General features: G+C 70.6%; 24 protein-coding genes. 14 read left to right on the top strand and 10 right to left on the bottom strand.

The genetic code is table 11. The features are described 5' to 3' along the window. Positions 1-10 precede the first annotated feature (10 nt). Entirely contained in the window at positions 11-2,752 is a 2,742-nt protein-coding gene (locus JIG36_RS54070; RefSeq protein ID WP_203377561.1) for a helix-turn-helix transcriptional regulator, read from the bottom strand. Positions 2,753-2,782: 30 nt separating this feature from the next. Then, positions 2,783-3,469, bottom strand: a complete 687-nt coding sequence (locus JIG36_RS18400; protein ID WP_023561932.1) for an IclR family transcriptional regulator — start codon at positions 3,467-3,469, stop codon at positions 2,783-2,785. A 49-nt stretch (positions 3,470-3,518) separates the two neighbouring features. Between JIG36_RS18400 and leuC the strand changes: the two genes are divergently transcribed. The 4 genes from leuC (at position 3,519) to JIG36_RS18420 (ending at position 7,130) form a co-directional block, all read left to right on the top strand. Next, entirely contained in the window at positions 3,519-4,958 is a 1,440-nt protein-coding gene (gene leuC, locus JIG36_RS18405) for a 3-isopropylmalate dehydratase large subunit (RefSeq protein WP_203377562.1), read from the top strand. Between the two features lie 20 nt (positions 4,959-4,978). Continuing rightward, positions 4,979-5,566: a 3-isopropylmalate dehydratase small subunit gene (gene leuD, locus JIG36_RS18410; RefSeq protein ID WP_203377563.1), complete on the top strand. Its 588-nt coding sequence runs from the start codon at positions 4,979-4,981 to the stop codon at positions 5,564-5,566. A gap of 187 nt (positions 5,567-5,753) precedes the next feature. Further along, positions 5,754-6,596, top strand: a complete 843-nt coding sequence (locus JIG36_RS18415; RefSeq protein ID WP_203377564.1) for an HU family DNA-binding protein — start codon at positions 5,754-5,756, stop codon at positions 6,594-6,596. A gap of 105 nt (positions 6,597-6,701) precedes the next feature. After that, entirely contained in the window at positions 6,702-7,130 is a 429-nt protein-coding gene (locus JIG36_RS18420; protein ID WP_203377565.1) for a hypothetical protein, read from the top strand. Here JIG36_RS18420 and JIG36_RS18425 read toward each other — a convergent pair. Genes JIG36_RS18425 through cofC form a run of 4 tightly spaced genes read right to left on the bottom strand, consistent with a single transcriptional unit; the run spans position 7,087 to position 11,139 of the window. Next, positions 7,087-7,959, bottom strand: a complete 873-nt coding sequence (locus tag JIG36_RS18425) for an NUDIX hydrolase (RefSeq protein WP_203377566.1) — start codon at positions 7,957-7,959, stop codon at positions 7,087-7,089. The two genes, JIG36_RS18420 and JIG36_RS18425, sit on opposite strands and share 44 nt — an antisense overlap. A 1-nt stretch (position 7,960) precedes the next feature. Continuing rightward, positions 7,961-10,222 carry an RNA degradosome polyphosphate kinase gene (locus tag JIG36_RS18430; RefSeq protein ID WP_203377567.1) on the bottom strand — a complete coding sequence of 754 codons (2,262 nt, stop codon included), beginning with the start codon at positions 10,220-10,222 and terminating at the stop codon, positions 7,961-7,963. A gap of 55 nt (positions 10,223-10,277) precedes the next feature. After that, the gene (locus JIG36_RS18435; protein WP_203377568.1) at positions 10,278-10,475 is read right to left on the bottom strand and encodes a cold-shock protein; all 198 of its coding nucleotides are present in this window, start codon (positions 10,473-10,475) and stop codon (positions 10,278-10,280) included. Positions 10,476-10,491: 16 nt separating this feature from the next. Next, complete coding sequence (gene cofC, locus JIG36_RS18440; protein WP_203377569.1) at positions 10,492-11,139, bottom strand: 2-phospho-L-lactate guanylyltransferase; 648 nt, start codon at positions 11,137-11,139, stop codon at positions 10,492-10,494. A 129-nt stretch (positions 11,140-11,268) separates the two neighbouring features. On the opposite strand from cofC, the gene JIG36_RS18445 reads away from it, so the two are divergent. The 7 genes from JIG36_RS18445 (at position 11,269) to JIG36_RS18475 (ending at position 18,263) form a co-directional block, all read left to right on the top strand. Then, a complete protein-coding gene (locus JIG36_RS18445) occupies positions 11,269-11,997 on the top strand; it encodes a lysophospholipid acyltransferase family protein (protein WP_203377570.1) in 729 nt (242 codons plus the stop codon). Next, positions 11,997-12,992: an NAD(P)H-dependent glycerol-3-phosphate dehydrogenase gene (locus JIG36_RS18450; protein WP_203377571.1), complete on the top strand. Its 996-nt coding sequence runs from the start codon at positions 11,997-11,999 to the stop codon at positions 12,990-12,992. The genes JIG36_RS18445 and JIG36_RS18450 overlap by 1 nt, the downstream gene beginning before the upstream one ends. Beyond that, a complete protein-coding gene (locus JIG36_RS18455; protein ID WP_203377572.1) occupies positions 12,989-14,092 on the top strand; it encodes a cystathionine gamma-lyase in 1,104 nt (367 codons plus the stop codon). Before JIG36_RS18450 ends, JIG36_RS18455 begins: the two co-directional genes overlap by 4 nt. A 230-nt stretch (positions 14,093-14,322) precedes the next feature. Next, a complete protein-coding gene (locus JIG36_RS18460; protein ID WP_203377573.1) occupies positions 14,323-14,679 on the top strand; it encodes a hypothetical protein in 357 nt (118 codons plus the stop codon). A gap of 1,573 nt (positions 14,680-16,252) precedes the next feature. Next, positions 16,253-16,606 carry a GntR family transcriptional regulator gene (locus tag JIG36_RS18465; protein WP_203377574.1) on the top strand — a complete coding sequence of 118 codons (354 nt, stop codon included), beginning with the start codon at positions 16,253-16,255 and terminating at the stop codon, positions 16,604-16,606. Then, positions 16,603-17,484, top strand: a complete 882-nt coding sequence (locus tag JIG36_RS18470; RefSeq protein WP_203377575.1) for an ATP-binding cassette domain-containing protein — start codon at positions 16,603-16,605, stop codon at positions 17,482-17,484. The genes JIG36_RS18465 and JIG36_RS18470 overlap by 4 nt, the downstream gene beginning before the upstream one ends. After that, the gene (locus JIG36_RS18475) at positions 17,481-18,263 is read left to right on the top strand and encodes a hypothetical protein (RefSeq protein ID WP_203377576.1); all 783 of its coding nucleotides are present in this window, start codon (positions 17,481-17,483) and stop codon (positions 18,261-18,263) included. The genes JIG36_RS18470 and JIG36_RS18475 overlap by 4 nt, the downstream gene beginning before the upstream one ends. Positions 18,264-18,271: 8 nt before the next feature. On the opposite strand, the gene JIG36_RS18480 is transcribed toward JIG36_RS18475, so the two are convergent. Next, positions 18,272-18,775 (bottom strand): protein-tyrosine phosphatase family protein, encoded by a 504-nt coding sequence (locus JIG36_RS18480; protein ID WP_203377577.1) that lies wholly within the window; start codon positions 18,773-18,775, stop codon positions 18,272-18,274. 107 nt (positions 18,776-18,882) lie between these two features. Between JIG36_RS18480 and JIG36_RS18485 the strand changes: the two genes are divergently transcribed. Continuing rightward, entirely contained in the window at positions 18,883-19,977 is a 1,095-nt protein-coding gene (locus JIG36_RS18485; RefSeq protein WP_203377578.1) for a D-alanine--D-alanine ligase family protein, read from the top strand. Here the strand turns inward: JIG36_RS18485 and JIG36_RS18490 are convergent. Continuing rightward, entirely contained in the window at positions 19,974-20,615 is a 642-nt protein-coding gene (locus JIG36_RS18490) for a DUF3515 family protein (RefSeq protein ID WP_203377579.1), read from the bottom strand. The genes JIG36_RS18485 and JIG36_RS18490 overlap by 4 nt on opposite strands. A gap of 1 nt (position 20,616) precedes the next feature. Continuing rightward, positions 20,617-20,850, bottom strand: coding sequence for an Lrp/AsnC ligand binding domain-containing protein (locus tag JIG36_RS18495; RefSeq protein ID WP_203377580.1), 234 nt, complete (start codon positions 20,848-20,850; stop codon positions 20,617-20,619). 102 nt (positions 20,851-20,952) lie between these two features. Here JIG36_RS18495 and JIG36_RS18500 point away from each other — a divergent pair, with 102 nt between their 5' ends. Continuing rightward, positions 20,953-21,891 carry a thiamine-phosphate kinase gene (locus JIG36_RS18500; protein WP_203377581.1) on the top strand — a complete coding sequence of 313 codons (939 nt, stop codon included), beginning with the start codon at positions 20,953-20,955 and terminating at the stop codon, positions 21,889-21,891. A 14-nt stretch (positions 21,892-21,905) separates the two neighbouring features. Continuing rightward, positions 21,906-22,370 (top strand): GNAT family N-acetyltransferase, encoded by a 465-nt coding sequence (locus JIG36_RS18505; protein ID WP_498370772.1) that lies wholly within the window; start codon positions 21,906-21,908, stop codon positions 22,368-22,370. Between the two features lie 130 nt (positions 22,371-22,500). On the opposite strand, the gene rpmB is transcribed toward JIG36_RS18505, so the two are convergent. Beyond that, positions 22,501-22,692, bottom strand: a complete 192-nt coding sequence (gene rpmB, locus JIG36_RS18510) for a 50S ribosomal protein L28 (RefSeq protein ID WP_093401721.1) — start codon at positions 22,690-22,692, stop codon at positions 22,501-22,503. Positions 22,693-22,770 lie beyond the last annotated feature (78 nt).

A 22,770-nucleotide genomic window follows, 5' to 3' on the forward strand; every position in this document is an offset into this window, starting at 1 on the left:
CCACACGTAGTCAGTCGTGCAGGGTCTCCTTGAGCTGCCGCCGCGACTTCACTCCGAGCTTCCGATAGACCTTGCGCAGGTGGTAATCCACGGTGTTCGCGCTCAGGAACAGGTGGGCCGCGATCTCGGCGTTGGTTCCCCCGTCCCGGGCCAGGCGCGCAACGGCGGCCTCCTGCGGGGTCAGGGCCGTTTCGTTCCTTTCCCGTACGGGGGAGAGCGCCGCCCCGCCGAGCGCGCGCAGCTCCTTGCGCGTCCGTTCGGCGAACGCCTCGGCCCGCACACCGGCGAACATGTCGAGCGCGACGGTCAGCTGCTCGCGGGCGTCGCGCCGGCGGCGTTGGCGGCGCAGCCATTCGCCGTAGACCAGATGGGCGCGGGCCAGGTCGCCGGGGCCGATGCCGCCGGAGAGAAGCTCGATCGCCCGCCGGTGGTGCGGTTCGGCCTCACCGGCAGGGGCCAGCAACGCCCGCGACCGTTCCAGGGTGCCGAGCGCGCGCGGGGTGCCGCAGGCCTCGGCGACCAGGGTGAGGTCGGCCGCGGCGAGTTTCGCGGTGCGCCGGTCGCCGGAGCGCAGCGCGGCCTCGACCAGTTCGGGCAGCGCCTCGGCATAACGGTGGGGCCGGCCCAGTTCGATCAGCCCGCTCAGGGTGTCGCGGGCCGACGCGTACTGTCCCTCGGCGTTGTCGAGCACGGCCAGGCTCAGCCGTGTCCACCCGTGCAGACCGCCCAGCCCGAGCGTCTCGAAGACACCGAGCGCGGCCCCGACCGATTCCCGGATGCCGGGCCCGGCCCGCCAGGTGGCCAGTTCCGGGTGCCGCCAGACCTGGGCCTGGTCGGCGGTCATCCCGAGCGCCGTGCGCAGGCGTTGCCCGGCGGCGTCGTGCCGGTCCGCCTCGTTCAGCCCGCCCAGCAGCGACCAGGTCATCGCGCCGAGGTAGTGCACGAGATCCAGAGCGTGCAGGGCTCCGCTGCGCCGTGCGGCCGTCTCAGCCCGGCGCAGCAGCCCTTCCTTGGCCGCGTCGTCCCACAGCAGCGTGCAGAAGTTGACCCCGACCACGAGCCGGGCCAGCAGCGCCTCGTCGCTCACGGCTGGGTCGGTGATCGCGGCGACGGCCCGTCGCACGGCCGGCAACCCACCCGCGTAGCCCTCGAAGGTGAAGGCCGCGTACCCGTCCAGGATCAGGCCGTCGAGGCCGGTCGTGCCGCGCACCAGCCGGGCCGCCTCGCCGGCGATCTCAGGCTCGCTCACCGTGGCCAGATGTTCGGCGCTGCGGGCCAGTTCGATCGCCTGCACCACGGCCCGCCGGGCCCGGTCGTGGTCGTCGCCGAACGCCCGGGCCGCGGCCAGACAGCGGGCCGCACCCAGCCGTTGCCCGGCCGGTGTGCCCGTGTTGACCTCGGCCAGTGATCGGGTCATCAATGCGCTGCCGCGCACCGGGCCGGGCAGCGCGCTCTCGTCCACGTCGTCGAGCAGCAGCAACGCCCGGCCGTAGGCCCCGGCCGCGAGCGACGCCTCGGCCGCCCGCACCTGGCGCACGGCCCGCAGCCCGGGCTCGGGGGTCAGCTCGGCCGCCCGGGTCACGAACGTGGCGCGGGCGGTGTGCCCGCCGCGGGCCGCGGCCCGGCCGGCCCGCCGCTCGAGTTCGGCCGCGGTCGCCTCGTCGGGCTCGGCCGCGGCCGCCGCGAGGTGCCAGGCGCGCCGGTCGGCGTCGGCCTCGGCGGTGATCGCGGTGGCCAAGGCGCGGTGGGCGGCCCGGCGTTCGGCCGGCGGGGCGCCGCCATAGATGGCCGAGCGCACCAGCGGATGCCGGAACGTCACCGCCGGGGAACCGGTGATCAGCCGGTCGGCCTCGGCCGGGCCGGCGTCGGCCGGCGTCACCTCCAGCAGGCGGGCCGCCGCGACGAGCCGGTCGGTGCTGCCGCCCGCGTCGGCCGCGGCCAGCAGCAGCCACGTGCGGGTGGCCGGGGGATAGGCGGCGATCCGGGCCGCGTAGTGCGCCTCGAGCCGGCTGCCGATCGGGGCCGGTTCGGGCAGCGCGACACTGCCGCCGAGCTGTCCGGCGGTGAGTTCGTGGCCCAGGTCGGTGAGGGCGAGCGGGTTGCCTCCGGTGGAGTGCACGACGCGTTCGGCCGTCACCCGGTCGACCGTCGTGTTCACCACATCGGTGAGCAGCGCCACCGCCGCGTCGTGGGGCAGGCCGCCGATCTCGCGCGCCTCGATGCCGGCCAGCAGCCCCAGTTCGTCGCCCTCGGATCGCAGCCCGAACAGCAGCACCACGCCCTCGGCGTGCAGGCGGCGGGCCACGAAGGCGAGGGCCCGCAACGATTCCCGGTCGAGCCACTGGGCGTCGTCGGCCACACAGAGCCGCGGCCCGGCCGGGCGGTCGGCGGCCGGGGTGCCGGCCAGCAGGGTGAGCGCGGCCAGGCTGACCAGATAGAGGTCGGGCGGCGGGCCGTCGGCGATGCCGCACGCCACCTCGAGCGCCGCCAGCTGGGTGGCGGGCAGCCGGTCACGGTCACCGAGCAGGGGAATCAGGAGACGATGCAAACCCCCGTACGGGAAATCGGTCTCGGGCTCGACACCACTGATCCAGAGGCATTCCGTCGCGCGGCTCCCGGCGTATCGCAGCAGGGCGGTCTTGCCGACGCCGGCTTCGCCGCGCAGCACCAGGCTCGCGCTGCGCCCGGATCGCGCCTCACCGAGGAGGGAATCGAGCGCGGCGCATTCCGTTTCCCGACCGAAGAGCCGCACGCCGGGACTCTATCGATCGGGAAGTCGTGACTACAGCCCCGAAAGTCGTTGCCCGGCCCGGACGACGGCCATCGCGTGCCGCTCCCCGGGACGGCGGCCCAGACGCTCGATCGGACCGCTTATCGAGATGGAGGCGATGACCCGGCCCGTACGGTCGCGGATCGGCGCCGAGACACTGGCCACACCGGGCTCGCGCTCGGCCACACTCTGGGCCCAGCCGCGCCGGCGCACCTCGGCCAGGGTGCGGCCGGTGAACTTGCAGCGGGGCAGCAGCGGCATGACCGCCTCGGGCGGCTCCCAGGCGAGCAGGATCTGCGCTGCCGAACCGGCCACCATGGGCAGCACCGAACCGACCGGCACGGTGTCGCGCAGACCACTCGCGCGCTCGGCCGCGGCCACACAGATACGCTCGTCGGCACGGCGCAGGTAGAGCTGTGCGCTCTCCCCGGTCGCGTCCCGCAATGCGGAAAGCAGGGGCTCGGCGGCGGTCAGCAGCACATCGGGCGCCGCGTTGGCGAGCTCGCCCAGGCGGGGGCCCGGGCGCCAGCGGCCCTGGGTGTCGCGCACCAGCATCCGGTGGATCTCCAGGGCCTGGGCCAGGCGATGTGCGGTTGCTCGCGGCAGCTTCGTACGGTCGACGAGTTCGGCCAGGCTGGCGCCGTCGACACACGCCGCCAGGATGACTACCGCCTTGTCGAGAACGCCGACACCGCTCATACTGTGTCCCACAAGCCGAAACATACCTCCCAGAATTTAGGATGTCCAGATGGTGGGAGTCACTCCGAGGACCCTGGCCGAAAAGGTCTGGGACGACCATGTCGTGCGTGCTGCCGAGGGTGAGCCTGATCTGCTCTACATCGACCTGCACCTGTTGCACGAGGTGACCAGCCCGCAGGCCTTCGACGGCCTGCGCATGGCCGGCCGCCCGGTTCGACGCACCGATCTCACGCTCGCGACCGAGGATCACAACACGCCGACCGGTTATGCCGACCCGGCCTTCAACACCCAGCGCGGCGAGCTCTTCACGATCGCCGACACGACCTCGCGGACGCAGATCGAGACGCTGCGCAAGAACTGTGCCGAGTTCGGTGTTCAGATCCGCCCGCTGGGCGACGTCAATCAGGGCATCGTCCACGTGATCGGGCCGCAGCTGGGCCTGACCCAGCCCGGCATGACGATCGTCTGCGGCGACTCGCACACCGCCACCCACGGCGCTTTCGGCGCCCTGGCGTTCGGCATCGGCACCAGCGAGGTCGAGCACGTGCTGGCGACCCAGACGCTGCCGCAGGCGAAGCCGAAGACGATGGCGGTCACCGTGGTCGGCGAGCTGCGCCCCGGCGTCAGCGCCAAAGACCTGATCCTCGCGCTCATCACGCAGACCGGCACCGGCGGCGGCAACGGCCACATCGTGGAATACCGCGGCGAGGCCATCCGCAAGCTCTCCATGGAGGGCCGGATGACCATCTGCAACATGAGCATCGAGTGGGGCGCCAAGGCCGGCATGATCGCGCCCGACGAGACCACGTTCGCCTACCTGGAGGGCCGCGAGAACGCGCCCAAGGGCGAGGCGTGGGACGCCGCGGTGGCGTACTGGAAGACGCTCGTGACCGACGAGGACGCCGAGTTCGACACCGAGATCATCCTGGACGCCGAGGCGATCAGCCCGTTCATCACCTGGGGCACCAACCCGGGTCAGGGCGCGCCGCTCGACAGCGTGGTGCCCGACCCCGACGAGTTCATCGAGGAGACCGACCGCAGCGCCGCCCGCCGCGCCCTGGAATACATGGATCTGGCGCCCGGCACCCCGTTCCGCGAGGTTCCGGTCGACGTGGTCTTCGTGGGCTCCTGCACCAACGGCCGCCTCGAGGACCTGCGGGCCGCGGCCGACGTGATCCGCGGCCACAAGGTGCACGACGACGTCCGCATGATGATCGTCCCCGGGTCGTACAAGGTGCGCGAGGCGGCCGAGGCCGAGGGGCTCGACAAGATCTTCACCGAGGCGGGCGCCGAGTGGCGTTTCGCGGGCTGCTCCATGTGTCTGGGCATGAACCCCGACACGCTCAGCCCGGGCCAGCGCGCCGCTTCGACCTCCAACCGCAACTTCGAGGGCCGGCAGGGCAAGGGCGGGCGTACGCACCTGGTCTCGCCGCAGGTCGCCGCCGCCACCGCCGTGGTCGGCAAGCTGGCCGCCCCCGCTGATCTGTAGAGAGCCGGGAGAGACTCCTGATGGACAAGTTCGTCACCCACAGCGGCAAAGTCATGCCGCTGCGCCGCTCTGATGTGGATACCGACCAGATCATCCCGGCGGTCTATTTGAAGCGGGTCACCCGCACCGGATTCGAGGACGGTCTGTTCAGCGCCTGGCGCGAGGATCCGGGATTCGTGCTCCACAACCCGGCCCACGCGGGCGCCACCATTCTGGTCGCCGGCCCCAATTTCGGTACGGGATCCTCGCGTCAGCACGCCGTCTGGGCGCTGCGCGACTGGGGTTTCAAGGTGGTCATCGCGGCCCGCTTCGGCGACATCTTCCGCGGAAACGCGCTCAAGGAAGGGCTTCTGCCGGTCCAGCTCGACCAGAAAGCCGTCGAGGCGCTGTGGGACCTCGGCGAGAGCGAGCCGGAAAAGCAGATCACCGTGGACCTGGAAGGCCGCCGGGTCACCGCGGACGACGCCTCGTGGTCGTTCCCGATCGACGATTTCAGTCGTTGGCGCCTCATGGAGGGCCTCGACGACATCGGACTGACCCTGCGCCACGCCGAAACCATCACCACGTTCGAGAAAAATCGTCCGTCCTTCAAGCCGGTTACCGCCTGAGGGCGAAAACCCTAGTCAGAGCACCGTTTTTCGCCCCTGCCGCATCCCCGGCAGGGGCGAATTCGTTGTAACACAAGGGTTTTTTTGACACGAATGTTTGTGTCCGCTGGTCAGAGGGCATACGGTGCGCGCAGAATGGCTCGCATTGGGCCAGTGAGGCTCAGTTCTCACGTTTGGGAGGAAAATCGTGAACAAGGCCGAGCTCATCGAGGCGCTCGCAGCCCGATTGGGAGACCGCAAGTCCGCCACGGCGGCACTCGACGCGGTCATCGCCGAGGTGCAGGGAGCTGTCACCAAGGGCGATCGGGTTGCCATCACCGGCTTCGGCGTCTTCGAGAAGCGGGCACGCAATGCGCGGACCGCTCGTAATCCGCGGACTGGCGAGCCGGTGAAAGTGAAGAAAACCTCCGTGCCTGCGTTCAAGCCGGGCACTGCTTTCCGCGAGATGGTCGCGAGCGGAAAGGTCGCCAAGGCCGCTGCCCCGGCGAAGAAGGCGACTGCCACCAAGGCGACCGCCACCAAGGCCACCCCCGCCGCCACCAAGGCGACGGCGGCTCGGAAGACGACCGCGACCAAGGCGGCGCCGGCCAAGTCGACGGCGACGAAGGCCACGACCGCGACGAAGGCGACGGCCGCCAAGAAGACGGCCGCGACCAAGGCCACCGCCACCAAGGCGGCCCCGGCCAAGTCGACCGCCACCAAGGCCACGGCGGCCAAGAAGACCGCCGCGACCAAGGCCGCCCCGGCCAAGACCACCGCCGCCACCAAGGCGACGGCGGCCAAGAAGACCACGGCCACCAAGGCGGCCCCGGCCAAGTCGACGGCGACGAAGGCCACCGCTGCCAAGGCGACCGCTACCAAGGCGACAGCGGCCAAGAAGACCGCTGCCACCAAGGCCGCCCCGGCCAAGACCGCCGCCACCAAGACGGCGGCGGCCAAGAAGACGACCGCACGCAAGACCACCACGGCGGCGGCCGCCGCGACTCCGGCCCGGGCTCGCGCCACGAGCACGGCGCGCAAGTCCCGCTAGTTTCGCGGATCGCATCATGTTGGGCCGATAAGGCGTCCACCCTAACGGTGGACGCCTTTCGCGTGTGCGGGCGCGGAAAGCGTTGCTGGGCCTACCGTCCGGGACATGGAGCGCAGAGCATCACCGCGAGGGCCGGTCGGCAGGTCGCTGATCGCCACGCTGGTGTTCGCGGCGGCCGTCGTGCCGGGCTGGACGCTGGGCACGCTGGCCGAGCGGTACACCGGTTCGGCCCTGCTGGACTGGGTCGTCACGTGCGCCTGGGCCGCCGCGGCCGTGCGTGTGCTGGCGCCCCGGGCGTCGTACCGGCCCCGGGACGCGTGGCTGGGCCTGATCCCGGTCTACAACTGGTATCTCGTCTGCGTGCTGGGCTGGCGGGTGGCACTGCTGCCGTTCCGCGACTGGGAGCCCCGCGACGACGAGCTGTGGCGGGCGCGGTGGCTCACCGGCGACCTGATCGGTTACTGGCGGGCCGATCCGGTCGCCGTGGCCCCTAGAGCCGCTTCGGTTCCAGCAGGGAGCCGTCGCTCCAGGTGAGCAACCACGCGTCGCCCTTGGGCGTCTTGTAGGGCTCGGGGTCGGCCTCGTCGCGCAGCGCGGCCAGCAGGTGCGGGATTATCTTGCCCTGGCTGCAGACCACCGGCAGGCTCGTCGCGGAGCGCAGCTCGAGCAGGCGCTGCGCGGCCAGTTTCGCCTTGGCCGGCGCCTCCTCGGCCTCGGGCGGCTCGGAGAACGCGCCGTCCACCACGATCGGCATGCCGTCCAGCGCCGCCGCGAGCGGTTCCAGGGTCTGCTTGCAGCGCAACGGCGTCGCGGTGAACAGCCGCTGCGCCCCGATCGGCCCGCAGATGAGCGCGAACCGTTCGGCCTGGGCCTGGCCGGTCTCGTCGATCGGCCGCAGCGCGTCGTTGCCCGACCACTTCTTGCGTTCCCCGGCGTGCGCGTGCCGCACCAGCACCAGCACATCGGTCACCGGGGGCAGCGCGGCCACGTGCTCGATCAGGGCCCGTTCGTCGGCGTAGCTGACGCGCTCGGCGGCCTCGGCGAACGGCAGCCACTCGACCCGGTCGACCTCGTCGGTGTCCTGCACCGGGCCGCCGTCGCCGACGACCTCCATGAGCCAGTAGTCGACCGTCTTGGGTGTGCCGTCGGGCAGCGTGTAAGCCACCTGGGGCAGCCCCAGCCGGACGCGGCCCTCCCAGCCCGTCTCTTCCAGTACCTCACGTGCGGCGCCGACCAGCGGGTGCTCGTCGTCGTCGAGCTTGCCCTTGGGCAGCGCCCAGTCGTCGTAGCGCGGGCGGTGCACGAGACACACCTCGCCGCCCCGCACGAGCACTCCACCGGCGGCGCGAACCGTGTCGCTCATCTCAGGACGCCTTGCCGATCGTCCGGCGCAGCAGGGCCTCCTGGAGGTGGATGTGCGGCTCGGTGAGGTTGGCCGGGTGGCGGTGCCAGGTGCCGTCGCCGGCCAGGTCGAAGCCCTCGGTGCCGTCGCTCATCGACAGATCCAGCACATAGCGCAGCGACTCCTTGGCGGTCGGCAGCGTGACCCGCACCAGCGCCTCGACGCGGCGGTCGAGGTTGCGGTGCATCATGTCGGCCGAGCCGATCCAGTATTCGGCGTCGTCGCCCACCCCGAACCGGAACACCCGCGAGTGCTCCAGGAACCGGCCGACGATCGAGCGGACGCGGATGTTGTCCGACAGGCCGGGCACGCCGGGCCGCAGCGCGCACATGCCCCGGATGATGAGGTCGACCTTCACACCGTCCTGCGAGGCCCGGTAGAGCGCGTCGATCGTCTCCTCGTCGACGAGCGAGTTCACCTTGATCTGCACCAGCGCCTCGCCGCCCTCGCGGGCGATGCGGGCCTGCTCCTCGATGCGCTCGATCAGGCCGGACCGTACGCCGTGCGGGGCCACCAGCAGCCGGCGGTACGACCTCTGGCGGCTGTAGCCGGTGAGCACGTTGAACAGGTCGGTGACGTCGGCGCCGACCTCGGGATCGGCCGTGAGCATGCCGAAATCCTCGTACAGGCGGGCGGTCTTGGGGTGGTAGTTGCCCGTGCCGATGTGGCAGTAGCGGCGGATCTGGTTGCCCTCCTGCCGCACCACCAGCGCCGTCTTGCAGTGCGTCTTGAGGCCCACCAGGCCATAGACGACGTGGCAGCCGGCCCGCTCCAGCGTGCGGGCCCACGCGATGTTGGCCACCTCGTCGAAGCGCGCCTTCACCTCGACCAGCACCACCACCTGCTTGCCGGCGGCGGCCGCGTCGACCAGCGCGTCGACGATCGGGGAGTCGCCCGAGGTGCGGTAGAGCGTCTGCTTGATGGCCAGCACGTTGGGGTCGGCCGCGGCCTGCTCGATGAAGCGCTGCACGCTCGTCGAGAACGAGTGGTAGGGGTGGTGGACCAGGATGTCGCTCTCGCGCAGCCGGTTGAAGACGCTGCGCGGCACCTCGCCGTCGGCCAGCTGCGGGTGCGTGGCCGGCACGAACGGGCGGTCCTTGAGGTCGTCGCGGTCGCACTCGCCGAAGACCTGCCACAGCGCCGACAGGTCGAGCAGGCCGGGCACCCGCTGCACGTCCGAGCTGACCACGTCGAGCTCGCGCACCAGCAGGTCGAGCACGTGGTCGCTGATCGAGGCGGCCACCTCGAGGCGCACCGGCGGGCCGAAACGGCGCTGGGCCAGTTCGCGTTCGAGCGCCTGCAGCAGGTCTTCGTCGCGGTCCTCGTCGACCTCGAGCTCGGCGTTGCGGGTGACCCGGAACAGGTGCCACTCCTGCAGCTGCATGCCCGGGAAGAGCTGGTCGAGGTGGACCGCGATGAGCTCCTCGACGGGCAGGAACCGCGCCGCCCGGCTGTCGTTCTGCACCGTCACGAACCGGGGCACGTTGTTCGGCACCTTGATGCGCGCGAACAGCTCGCCCCCGGCGTCATCGGGGTCACGCAGCACGACCGCGAGGTTCAACGAGCGGTTCGAGATGTACGGGAACGGGTGCGCCGGGTCGACGGCGAGCGGGGTCAGCACGGGGAAGACCTGCTCGCGGAAGTAGGTGCGCTGGCGTTCCCGCTCCGGCGCGTCGAGGTCGGCCCACGTCACCACCTCGATGCCCTCGGCCGACAGCTTGGGCCGCACCTCGTCGGAGAAGCAGGCCGAGTGCCGGGTCACCAGGTCGGCCGTGCGCTGCGAGATCATTTCGAGCTGGTTGCGCAGCGACGAGCGGTCGCCGCCGCGCATCGGCAGCCCTGCGTTCAGCCGCCGCTTCAGGCCCGCCACCCGGACCATGTAGAACTCGTCGAGGTTGCTGGCGAAGATGGCCAGGAACTTGGCCCGTTCCAGCAGCGGGGTCTCCGGGTCTTCGGCGAGGGTCAGCACCCGCGCGTTGAAGTCGAGCCAGGAGAGCTCGCGGTTGAGGAACCGGTCCTCCGGGAGCTCGGGACGCTCGTCCGGCGCGGTCGGGTCGGGGATGTCGGTGCTGGCGGTCACCACAGGCTCCGTCGGTGTCGGATCGTCGGGTGCGGCTACCACGGTCTCGCCCACGGGTGCCGGATCGGTCGGGGTCGTACGGGTGAGAAAGCGGCCGTTCGGGCCACGCCGGCGGGGTTCGGGGGTCCGGGGCGAGGTGTGCATCGCACCATCATTGCCGGTTTCTGCGGAACGTGAAACGAACAAACATGCGAAGGCTTCAGGCAATCCCGGGAATTCTCACCTGGCGGACGCTTCCGTCCTGATCCCCCTCGATGTCGACCCGCTGGCCGAGACGGAGTTTGCGCAGCCCCGAAGCGTCGAAGGCGGCGGCGCCGAAGGCCAGCTCAGTGCCGTCGTCGAGCAGCAGGGTGCCGCTGCGGGAAGCGGGGTCGAATGTCGCAATCGTGCCTTGCATGCCTAGAAGCTACCGCTCATGCGGCCGAGACGCAGGCCACCTCGAGTCCCAGGTCACGCAGCAGCTCGCAGGTGTGCCGGCCGGCCCCCAGGCCCAGCACCGTGGCCAGATCGGCCGGGGTGTCGACGTCCTGCCGCAGGCCCGGCCAGTCGCCCGCCAGCGGCCGGGCTCCGGAGGCCGCGTGCGCCGCGGCCGAGCCGGGGCCGAAGCGCGGGTCGAGCGGTTCGCCGGGCGGCACGGCCAGCAGCACCGTGCCGCTGCCCTCGGCGTCGGCCACGAAGGCCCGCCCGGCCCGGGCCGCGGTCAACGCGGCGTCCAGCTGGTCGGGGCGCAGCGCGGGCAGATCCCCGGCGAGCACGGCGCGGTGCCGGCCCGGCCCGGCCACCTCGTCGGCGCCGAAGCGCATCGCCTCGTTGAGCCCCGCGCCCGGCCGGTCGGGCACCACCCGGGCACCCAGGGCGGCCACGGCGGCCGCGGCCACCGGGTCGTCGGTCACCACCAGCAGCTCGGCCACGGCCGAGGCGGCCAGCACAGCTGACGCCGTGTCGCGCACCATCGCCAGCGCGAGATCGGCGTGCCGGGCCGGCGGCACAGCGCCCCGCAGCCGGCTCTTCGCGGCGGTCAGCCGCTTGACCGGCATCACCGCAGTCCAGTCGCGCACCATTGGGCCAAGTCTGCCAGCGACACCGGTAAGGACCCCTACCTGGTACCGCAGGCTTCGAGCAGGCATGATTTCGTCGCAGGTACGAAGACGGGGCGGCGGGGACACGTCGCACAGCAGGCAGGAGGGGCCGTGGCGCACCGCAGGCTCGGGTTCTGGCGGCGTTTCGCGGCGATACTGGTGATCCCCGTGCTGAAGGTCTGGACCAAACGGACCTGGCTCAGCCGGGAGAACATCCCGGGTTCGGGCGGCGTGATCATCGCCGCCAACCACGTGTCGCACTTCGATCCGCTCATCGTCGGCTACTACATCTTCAGCACCGGCCGGTGGCCGCGTTTCCTGGGCAAGGCCAGCCTGTGGAAGGTCCCGGTGCTCGGCGGCTTCCTCCGCAAGGTCCAGCAGATCCCGGTGGAACGCGGCAGTGTGGAGGCGGTGAAGTCTCTCGACGTGCTGGTCGACGCCCTCCAGCAGGGCGGCGTCGTGATCATCTATCCCGAGGGCACGACCACCCGCGAGCCCGACCTGTGGCCGATGCGCGGCAAGACCGGGGCGGCCCGGCTGGCCCTGGTCACCGGCGCGCCCGTGGTGCCGGTGGCGAACTGGGGCGCGCAGGAGATCTTCGACCCGCGCACCAGCAAACTGCGCTTCCGGCTCCGTACGCCCGTGGTCGCCACCGCCGGAAAGCCGGTCGACCTGAGCAAGTGGCAGGGCGCCACCCCGACGCGCGCCGTGCTCGACGAGATGACCGAGGCGATCATGCACGACATCAGCGCCCTCGTCGGCGACCTGCGGGGCGAGACACCGCCCGCCGTCCGCTACGACCGCCCACGCCGCCAGGCCACCAACGCCGAGGACGCCTGATGGCCCGCGCGGCCGTGATCGGGGCCGGCGCCTGGGGCACGGCCTTCGCCAAGATGCTGGCCGAGGCCGGCGCCGACGTCACGATCTGGGCGCGGCGCGAATCCGTCGTCACCTCGATCCGCGAGCACCACCTCAACGAGAGCGCGCTGCCCGGGCTCAAGCTGCCCGAGCGGATCACCGCCACCAACGACGTCGCCGAGGCGGTCTCCGGCGCCGAGGTGGTGGCGATCGCGGTGCCGTCGCAGACCCTGCGCGGCAACCTGGCCGAGTGGGCCGGCGCGTTCGAGCCCGACTCCACGCTGGTCTCGCTGATGAAGGGCATCGAGCTCGGCACCACCAAGCGGATGAGCCAGGTGATCGTCGAGACCGCCCACGTCGACCCGTCCCGCGTGGTGGTGGTCTCCGGCCCCAACCTGGCCCCCGAGATCGCCGCCGAGCAGCCCGCCGCAACGGTCGTGGCCGGCACCGACCACGACCGTTGCCGGGCCGTCCAGCACGCGATCGCGCTGCCCTACATGCGCCCCTACACGAGCGAAGACGTGATCGGCTGCGAGCTCGGCGGGGCCGTGAAAAATGTGATCGCCCTCGCCTACGGCATGGCGGCCGCGATGGGCCTGGGCGACAACACCAAGGCGTCGCTGATCACCCGCGGCCTGGCCGAGACGGCCCGCCTGGGCGTGGCACTGGGCGCCGACCCGCTGACGTTCGCCGGTCTGGCCGGCCTGGGCGACCTGGTCGCGACGTGTTCGTCGCCACTGTCGCGCAACCGCACGTTCGGTGAGCAGCTGGGCCTCGGTAAGACTCTGGAGCAGGCGCAGGTCGCGGCCCGGCAGACCGCCGAGGGCGTCAAGAGCTGCCTGGCCATCCGCGACCTGGCTCGCGCCCACTCGGTCGAGGTGCCCATCACCGAGCAGGTCGAGCGGGTCTGCCACGAGGGAGTGGACCCGCGGGTGGCGGTGAAACTGCTGATGGGCCGGGAGATGAAACCAGAGTGAGCTATTCGGATGGCACCAGGGTCGTGCACGCGGGTCTGCCCGAGGCCGAGGCCGGTGACCCGTTCCTGCCCGGCCCCGTCTTCGCCGCGCCCTACCACCTCGACCCGGCCGAGGGCCAGGTCGGCGACAACGGTTACGGCCGCCCCGACAACCCCACCCGCCGCCTGCTCGAGTCGGCCATCGGCGAGCTCGAGGGCGGCCGCACGCTGACGTTCGCCAGCGGCCAGGCCGCGATCACCGCCCTGCTCCTCTCGGTGCTGCGTTCGGGCGACACGGTGGTCCTGCCCTCCGACGGCTATTTCACGGTCCGCAGCTTCGCCGAGAGCACCCTTCGCGACCTTGGCGTGACGACGGTCGCGGTGCCGACCGCCGGCCCGTACCCCGACTTCACCGGCGTCCGCCTGGTGCTGCTCGAAACGCCGGCCAACCCCGGCCTCGACGTCTGCGACATCCGCGAGGTGTCGGCCGCCGCCCACGCGGCCGGCGCCCTGGTCGCCGTCGACAACACCACAGCGACCCCACTCGGCCAGAACCCGCTGGCACTCGGCGCCGACCTGGTCGTGGCCTCCGGCACCAAGGCCCTGACCGGCCACTCGGACGTGCTGCTGGGCTACGTCGCCACCAACAACACCGAGCTGTTCACCAAGGTCGAGACCTGGCGCAAACACACCGGCGCGATCCCCGGAGCCTTCGACGCGTGGCTGGCCCACCGCTCGATCGCCACACTCGACCTGCGCCTGGCCCGCCAGAGCCAAAACGCGGCTGCGGTAGCCGCCCTGCTGGTCGGCCGCGAGGACGTCACCGGCGTACGGTGGCCCGGCCTGCATTCCGACCCGTCCTACGCGGTGGCCAGCACCCAGATGCGCCGCATCCCCGGCATCGTCTCCTTCGACCTGGGCTCAGCCTCGCGGGTAGCCCGTTTCCTGACCGCGGCGTCGCTGGTCTTCGCAGCCACATCGTTCGGCGGCGTCCACACCACAGCCGACCGCCGAGCCCAGTGGGGCGACGACACAAGCCCCGGTTTCGTACGCTTCTCCTGCGGCATCGAAGACACAGCAGACCTGCTGGCCGACCTGACGGCGGCGCTGGACGAGGCCTGATCCCTTCATCGGCCGCCCTTGCGGAGGCGTGACTGCTTGAACGGCCGCCCTTGCGGAGGCGTGACTGCTTCATCGGCCGCCCTTGCGGAGGCGTGACTGCTTCATCGGTCGCCCTTGCGGAGGCGTGGCTGCTTCATCGGTCGCCCTTGCGGAGGCCTGATTGCTTCAACGGCCGCCCTTGCGGCGGCGTTGGACGAGGCGTGACCGCATCGCGGGATAGGTTGCCCTTCATGAGTTGGGACAGCTTCACAGGCGATCAGGTGGCGGCGATGACCCAGGGCGAAAGCTTTTTCGCCGCGCCGGGGGAGCGTGAGTGTCCTGCTTGTGGGGCCATGACGTTGCGCGCGTATGTGAACGCCCCGTCCCAGGCCCGTCGGCCTACGTTGGTGAGCTACGTGTGGTGCTCGTCGTGCCGTCGTTTTGTGGGGACGCGGGCCAAGCATCCCGAAGGGTTGGTTTTCAGCGACCCGTTGGAGGCGCTGCCGGCTGGGGAGCGGCGGGAGTTGGAGCGGTCGTTGGTCGGGTTCCTTGAGCATTTGGATCAGCTCTGGGATGACGGGGTTTTGCCGCAGACGTTTGCTGCTTGAGGTCTTGGCTGGTTTTCGCTGGGCGGGCCGCGTCGCCTTTGCGGGTGTGGCTGCTTGGACTGCGTTGCTGGTAACGCGGCTGGCCAGGCGGGCGGCGTCGTGGTCGGGGTGGGTGCGGCCTCTTGCGGTGCGTGTTTGGTTGCGCGGCTGGCCAGGCGCGGGGCGTCGTGGTCGGGGTGGGTGCGGCCTCTTGCGGTGCGTGTTTGGTTGCGCGGCTGGCCAGGCCCGCGGCGTCGTAGTTGCGGTGGGTGCCGCCCTGGCTGCTGGGTGGGTGGTTGCGCGGCTGGCCAGGCGCGGGGCGTCGTGGTTGCGGTGGGTGCCGCCGCGCGAGCTTTGAGCATGGCTGGGCGTCTGGGCGAGCAATTCTGTGGCTTGCAGAGTGCCGCCACGTCGGGTGGTGGTCGGACGGGCGCTTTCCTTTGGAGGCGTGAGCTTTGTTGCTGACAATCGGTGCTGATTTGGTGGCTCGTGATTCTCGGTCGATGTTTGCTTGGCGTGAATTGTTGCGGTGGCTTTTCTTGCGTCTCGGTGAAAGGTGATGGATTTTCGGGGCGCGGGCAAAGGAGTGGACGCGGGCGAAGAGACGGGCGCAGGTGCAGTAGCGGGAGCCGGGGAAGAGGTGGGCGCGGAGCGTGGTGCCGGTTTCGGTTCTGGGGTGGCTTTCGGCGGGGTGGCTGCGCGAGTCGGGGGCGACAGTTTTTCGGGCGATGCTGCGACCTTCTGCTCTGGCTCCGCTCGGCGCTTCGGCGAGTCTGTGGTCAGCGTTTTGCCAGCACAAGAGCTCTTTGTTGGCGTTGCGGACTGTGGGCCACCGGACTGTCGGCGGCCGCGCTCGTCTTGGTCGAACTGTTTGCGCTCGCGTTCGCGCCGCAGCTGAAGCAGGCGCAACGCGTGGCGCTGGGTGAGCCCCCACGCTCGGTGCCGCGCGTGCTCTCGGCGAAACTCCTCGCCCGCCGCGGAATAGTTGCGACGCTTGGTTCGGTCGCGCATCTTGGCGAGTTCGGAAGAGGTGAACAATTGAAGCTGCCGCATGCCTAATTATCCCGCACCAAACCCGCCGAACGGTAATTCGATCATGCCAAAATAGAGGAGCCTGATCATCGGTTACGACATTTCGAAAAATGTTCCAGACCCGTGAAATAATGACCGCAAACGCAACCAGTCGGCAGCGCAACAGGCGCAAAGCTGACGGGGCGGCAGTCACCGTGACCACGACGCCGCGCGCCTGGCAAGCCGCGTAACCAGCGACGCACCGCGAGGGGCGGCAGTCACCGTGACCACGACGCCGCGCGCCTGGCAAGCCGCGTAACCAGCGACGCACCGCGAGGGGCGGCAGTCACCGTGACCACGACGCCGCGCGCCTGGCAAGCCGCGCAACCAGCGACCACGCAAACGGCGGCAGCGACCGTGACCACGTCCGGCAGCGCGCCTGACGAGCTAAGAATCCAGCGGCCGCTCTGCAGGCGGCGGCACCAAGCCCGACCACAACACCGCACGCCCTTGCGATCACCCCCACCCAGACTCTACGGTTCGTTACATGAGTAATGAACCAATGCAGTAGAGGAGGCGCCCGGTGTTCCACGACCGCAGCCCCATCTACCTGCAAATAGCCGACGGCATCAAAAACGACATCCTGACCGGATCCCTCAGGGAGGACGACCAGGTCATGTCCACCAACCAATACGCGGCCTTCTACCGAATCAACCCGGCCACCGCCGCCAAGGGGTTTGCTCAGCTTGTCGACGAGGGTGTGCTTTACAAGCGCCGCGGTATCGGGATGTTCGTCAGCCCGGACGCCCCGGGCAAGCTTCGCTCCGAGCGGCGGCAACGGTTCTTTGCCGAAGTGGTTGAGCCCATGCTGGATGAGGCGAAACGGGTCGGCATCGGGGTTGACGAGATCACCGACTATCTGGGGAGCCGGCGATGATCGAAATGCGGGGCGTCACCATCGCGTACGGGCGGACCGTCGCCGTTGACGGCGTGGATCTGACGCTGCCCGTAAACACCATCTACGGTCTTCTCGGCCGCAACGGGTCGGGTAAGACCAGTTTGCTCAGCGCGCTGGCCTCCTATCGCCGTCCGTCCGCGGGGACTGTGCTCGTGGACGGGGAAGAGGCGTTCGAGAATCCGCGCGTGGCCCGGCGGGTCAGCTTCATCCGCGACACGCTCGACGTCAGCGATTCCGAGCGGGTGCGGTGTGTCCTGCGTACGGCGGGAAGGTTGCGCGCCACCTGGGACGCCGACTATGCCGCCAAGCTGTCCGACATGTTCGAGCTCGACACCCGGAAGCGCGTCTCCGCCCTGTCGCGCGGGCAGCGTTCGATGCTGGGTGTGGTGCTCGGGCTGGCCTCGCGGGCGCCGCTGACCATTCTCGACGAGTCCTACCTGGGTATGGACGCGGTGGCCCGCACGCTTTTCTACCGGGAGCTGCTCGACGACTATCTGTCGCACCCGCGCACGATCGTGCTCTCGACCCACCTCATCGAGGAGGTGGCCGACCTGTTCGAGCGGGTGATCATCATGGACCGGGGGCGGGTCCTGCTGCACGACGAGACCGATGCCCTGCGCGGGCGGGGCGTCACCGTCACCGGGCCGGCGGCGCTGGTCACCGCGTTCGCGGCGGGGCACACCGTGCTGGGCGAGCAGAGCCTGGGTGGCGTACGGGCCCTGACCCTCGACGGCCCCCTCGACCCGGACGACGTGGCCCGCGGTGAGCGTGACGGCCTGGCGTTCGGACCGCTCGGCATCCAGGACCTCTTTGTCCACCTGACGTCGCAACCCCGGCCGCTGGAGGCAACCCGATGAGCGAGGCGAACCGGACGAGCGACGTGAACCCGATGAGCGAGCCGAACCCGAGCGAGGCGAGACGGACGAGCGGGACGAACCCCAGCGAGGCGAACCCGATGAGCGTCAACGCCGAACTGTTCCGGATCTTCCGCCCGCTCGTCCTCTGGATCGCGGCCATCATGATCGCGGTCGAGGTGACCGCGGTGGTCGCGATCCTGTCGGTCAACCCGATGCCGTTCAGCTTCTGGCTGGTCGTGGTCGGCGCCATGGCCAAATACTGGCCCCTGGTCGCCGGGATCCTGCTGATCAGCATGCATTTCCGGCTGTTCCTGGCCAACGGCTTCACCCGGCACGAATACCTCCGCGGCGTCGCCGTCTTCGGCCTCGCCGTCGTCCTCGCGTTCCCGGCCGTGGTCGTGCTCGGGCACGGCGTCGAAAGCACCGTTCTCGGCCTGCTCGACCAGCGCGGCGACGGCTACCCGCTGTTCCGTTTCGGTGACGCCGCGGCCGAATACCTGCACGTGCTTCCGGCCACGGCCGGCTACCTCGCGTCGGGCATCCTGATCTCGGCCGGGTTCTACCGGTTCCGGCCGTGGATCGCCGTGCCGCTCATCGCCCCGGGCGCGCTGCCCGGTCTCGTCGCCGACGGGCTGATCCGGATCGACGAGCACGGCGCGCTGACCCAGAACCTGCCGTTCGCGCTCGCGTTCACGCTCTCGGTGGCCGCGACCCTGGCGGCCGGAATCGCGGTCCACCGGGTGATGCGGGACGTGGCGGTGAAACGTACGGCGGGCTGAAAGGGCATCTATGCGGTGTCGGCGAGGCGCGACGGGTGCGATGCGGCGAAGTCGTAGAGCCAGTCGCGCGTCACCGGCATGTCGGAGCCCCCGGTGACCCGCGAGAGCGCCTCCCCGGGGGCGATCCCCAGCAGCACCAGCGTCGTGCAGGCCAGCAGCGTCGAGCGCCCTATCCCGCCGAAGCACTGGGTCACCACGAACCGTCCGGCCCGCACCTGACCGGCGAGCTGGCCGGCCAGTTTCACGACCTGAAGGGCCTCGTCCCGGGGTACGCCGCCGTCCGGCACCGGGAAGGAGACGAACTGCAGCCCGTACGCCGCGGCGGCCGCTGCCGTGTCGCCGAAGCCGAGCCGCTGCTGTTCGACGGTGGTCAGGGCCGAGACGAGAATGTTCACCCCGGCGCGGCTCAGCGCGCCGAAATGCTCGACCGGCCAGGCGTCGCCGCGCGGGTGCGCGATCGTCGCCAACTGCCCGGGCCCCGGCCCGGCGATCACATGGAGTGCTGCTCTCATGAACTGCCCGTTCCCCTGTCCCGGCCCCGAGGCCGGGTGATCCCGCGAGTGGCTAACGCAGAGTAGGGTCACCCCCGGCACGCCCGCTAGCGAGAGGCCCAAAGAAAGTGACGACCCCTCGGAAAACCCGCGTCGCGATCGTCTTCGGCGGTCGCAGTTCCGAACACGCGATCTCGTGTGTGAGCGCCGGCAGCATCCTGCGCGCGCTCGACCCGGACCAGTACGAGGTGCTTCCGGTCGGCATCACCCGCGAGGGTAAATGGGTGCTCGCCGGGGACGACCCCTCGACGCTCGCGATCATGGACAAGAAGCTGCCCGAGATCACGGCGGCCAGCGGCAACGCCGTCGTGCTGGCGGCCGACCCGACGGCCACCGAGCTGATCGTGCACGACCCCGCCGCGGGCATGTCCTCGCTGGCCGGGGTCGACGTCGTGTTCCCGGTGCTGCACGGCGCGTACGGGGAGGACGGCACCATCCAGGGCATGCTCGAGATGGCCGGCCTGCCCTACGTGGGCGCCAACGTCTTCGCCTCGGCCGCGGCCATGGACAAGGAATTCACCAAGAAGCTCGCGGTCGCCGAGGGCATCCCCGTGGGTCCGTACGCCGTCCTGCGCGCCGGGGCCGAGCTGAGCGAGCCGGACAAGGAGCGCCTAGGGCTGCCCGTCTTCGTCAAACCCTCAAGGGCCGGTTCCTCGTACGGCATCACGAAGGTCACCGACTGGGCCGACCTCGACGCCGCCGTCGCCACCGCGCGCGAGATCGACCCCAAGGTGCTGGTCGAGGCCGCGATCGTGGGCCGTGAGATCGAATGCGGCGTGCTCGAGGGTGAGGCCGGGGGAGCGCCCGAGGCGTCGCTGCTGGCCGAGATCCACGTGGACGCCAACGACTGGTACGACTTCGAGACCAAATACATCGAGGGCGGCCGCTACGACATTCCGGCCGACCTGCCGGCCGAGGTGACCCGTCAGGTGCAGGAGTACGCCCGGCGCACGTTCACCGCGCTCGACTGCGCCGGACTGGCCCGGGTCGACTTCTTCGTCACCGCCGACCACCAGGTGCTGCTCAACGAGATCAACACGATGCCGGGCATGACGCCGACCTCGATGTTCCCGCTGATGTGGGCCGCCACCGGGCTGGAATATCCCAAGGTGGTCGACCGTCTGATCCGGACCGCCCTGCACCGCGGAACCGGCCTGCACTAACCCTTGCAGCCGCTGGGGACCCCGACCGTGGTGGACTTCACGGTCTTGACGACCGGTTCGGAGAACTCGTTGGCCCACTGCCCGGTCTGCTGATAGCTGCCGGGCACGCTCACCTGCACGGCGACCTCACGGTCCATGGTGGTGAAGACGTCGGTGGCCGGGCCGTCCGCGGCCCACCAGCAGACGCCGTCCATCACGAGCATCGTGTCGCTGAGCGGCACACAACCCTCGTGACCGCCGTCGACCCGCTCGCACATCGTCGGCTGAGGCACGCCGCAGGCGAGGGTGACCGGCGGCTCGCCCCAGGCCGCATTCTGCTCGGGGCCGGCCGTCACCGTGCGGCCGGGCAGGTCGCGCAGGGTGGTCGGCAGCTGCGACGTGACCGCGAGACACACCTGGGTGGTGCGCGCGTCGAGCTTCGGGGCGGCCATCCTCACGGGCGTGGTGGGCACGGCGACCGGGGCGGAGGCCGAAGCCGCGGGACCGGCCTCGTCGTCGCCCTGCGGCACGATCTGGAAGAAGACGACGAGACCCACGATGACGGCGACCGGAACCGCGATCAGGGTGGCCCACACGGCCGCGCCGCGGGTTGCCGGATCGGGGGCCTTCGCCGGTGGCTTCTCGTCGAGGTCGACCATGTCAGAGGTTTACCACGGAGCAGGTGAGCGTCCGCATGATGCCCGGTACGTACTGGACTTTGCTCACAATGAGTCCGCCCAGATCGTCGACCGTGTGGGATTCGGCGAGAACCACCACATCGTAGGGCCCGGTGACCGCGTCGACACGCACTACACCGGGGATTTTGCCTATCGCGGCGGCCACGTCATGGGCCCTTCCGACCTCAGTCTGGATCAGGATGTATGCCTGTACCACGCTCCGACTCCATTCCGCCTCCGCCGTAACCCGAACGTGAAACTACCGTAAGGATCCGCCCGACAGCGGGACGCCACCACCGCCGAAGAAAGGCCGCACACTGTGAGCATTGCCGAGGCCGGAGAGTTCGGGCTCATCGCCCGGGTCGTCGCCAGGCTCGAGAACGGCCCCGCGACCCTGCTGGGGCCCGGTGACGACAGCGCTGTCGTCGCTGCTCCCGACGGCCGGGTGGTGGCCTCCACCGACGTGCTGGTCGAGGGCCGGCACTTCCGGCGGGACTGGTCGTCCGGCGCCGACGTGGGCCACCGCGCGGCCGCTGCCAACCTGGCCGACATAGCGGCCATGGGAGCCGTTCCGACGGCACTGCTCGTCGGTCTGTGCGCCCCGGTCGACCTCGAGCTCTCGTGGGCCGAGGAACTGGCCGGTGGCCTGTCCGACGAGGCCGCGCTGACCGGCGCCTCGGTCGTCGGCGGGGACACGTCGGCCAGCCCCACCCTGACGATCGCGGTCACCGCGCTGGGCGATCTGGGCGGCCGTGCTCCCGTGCTGCGCAGCGGTGCCCAGCCCGGTGACGTGATCGCGCTGGCGGGCCGGATCGGGCACGCCGCCGCGGGCTACACCGTGCTGTCCCGCGGCTTCCGCACCCCCAAGGCGCTGGTCGAGGCCTATCGACGACCCGAGGTCCCGTACGGGGCGGGTCCGGCCGCGTCCCAGGCCGGCGCGACGGCGATGATCGACGTCTCCGACGGCCTGCTGCAGGACCTGGGCCACATCGCGCGGGCCAGCGTGGTCGGCGTCGACGTGCACACCGACGCGTTCGAGGTCTCGGGCCAGATGCGCGACGCCGCGGCCGCCCTCGGGGTCGATCCGTTGCAGTGGATCCTCGGTGGTGGCGACGATCACGCGCTGGCCGCGACGTTCCCGCCCGGGGCCGCGTTGCCCGAGGGCTGGCAGGTCATCGGCAAGGTGCACGAGAGCACGGGAGTCACCGTCGACGGGCGGCCGTGGGGCGGCCCGGCGGGATGGGACCACTTTCGCTGATTAGGCTCGGCCCCGTGCTTCAGGGTGAGATCAAGATCAGACAGGCGGACTTCGCCGAACCGGCCGTACGGGCTCTGCTCGTCGACGTGCTCGGCGAACTCTCCGCGCGGTACGGCGGCACCGGCGACGACACTCCGATCGCCGAGGACGACTTCGCGGCGCCGAACGGGGCGTTCTTCGTGGCCGACGACGGTGAACGCCTCGTGGGCTGTGCGGGCTGGCGCCGGCACGGTGACGACGCCGAGCTGAAGCGCATGTTCACCGCGACCGCCGTCCGCGGCCGGGGGCTGGGACGGCGCATGCTGGCCGCGATCGAGGCGTCGGCCCGCGAGGCCGGTTGCCGCCGCGTGATCCTCGAGACCGGCGACAAGCAGCCCGAGGCGGTCGGGCTCTATCTCTCGGCCGGATACGAGCGGATCGAGGACTTCGGCTACTACAAGGGGCACGACAGCGTGCTGTCGTACGCGAAAGATCTGTGACCAGGTTTTGACCGGCCGGCCCGGAACCGTCGCGGACGGCTTCCGGGTGCAGCCGCCAGGCCAGGCGTTGGCGGACCAGACACTGATAGCCCCCGGCCGCAGGGCCGGGGGCTATCAGAACAAATCTGGATCAGGCGCGGGCGACCTTGCCGGCCTTGATGCACGAGGTGCAGACCTTGAGCTTCTTGGTCGTGCCGCCACCGGCCGGGGTGCGCACCGACTGGATGTTCGGGTTCCAGCGGCGGTTGGTCCGCCGGTGCGAGTGGGACACGTTGTGGCCGAAGCCCGGTCCCTTGCCACAGACGTCGCACACGCTAGCCACGGGTAACTCCTGAGTCGTAAAGCGAAACTTGAAGGCGCCCGGCGAACACGGCCGCGCAGGCAACCCGGCAAGGTTACC

The sequence above is a fragment of the Paractinoplanes ovalisporus genome (assembly GCF_016834655.1).
Classification (GTDB): domain Bacteria; phylum Actinomycetota; class Actinomycetes; order Mycobacteriales; family Micromonosporaceae; genus Actinoplanes; species Actinoplanes ovalisporus.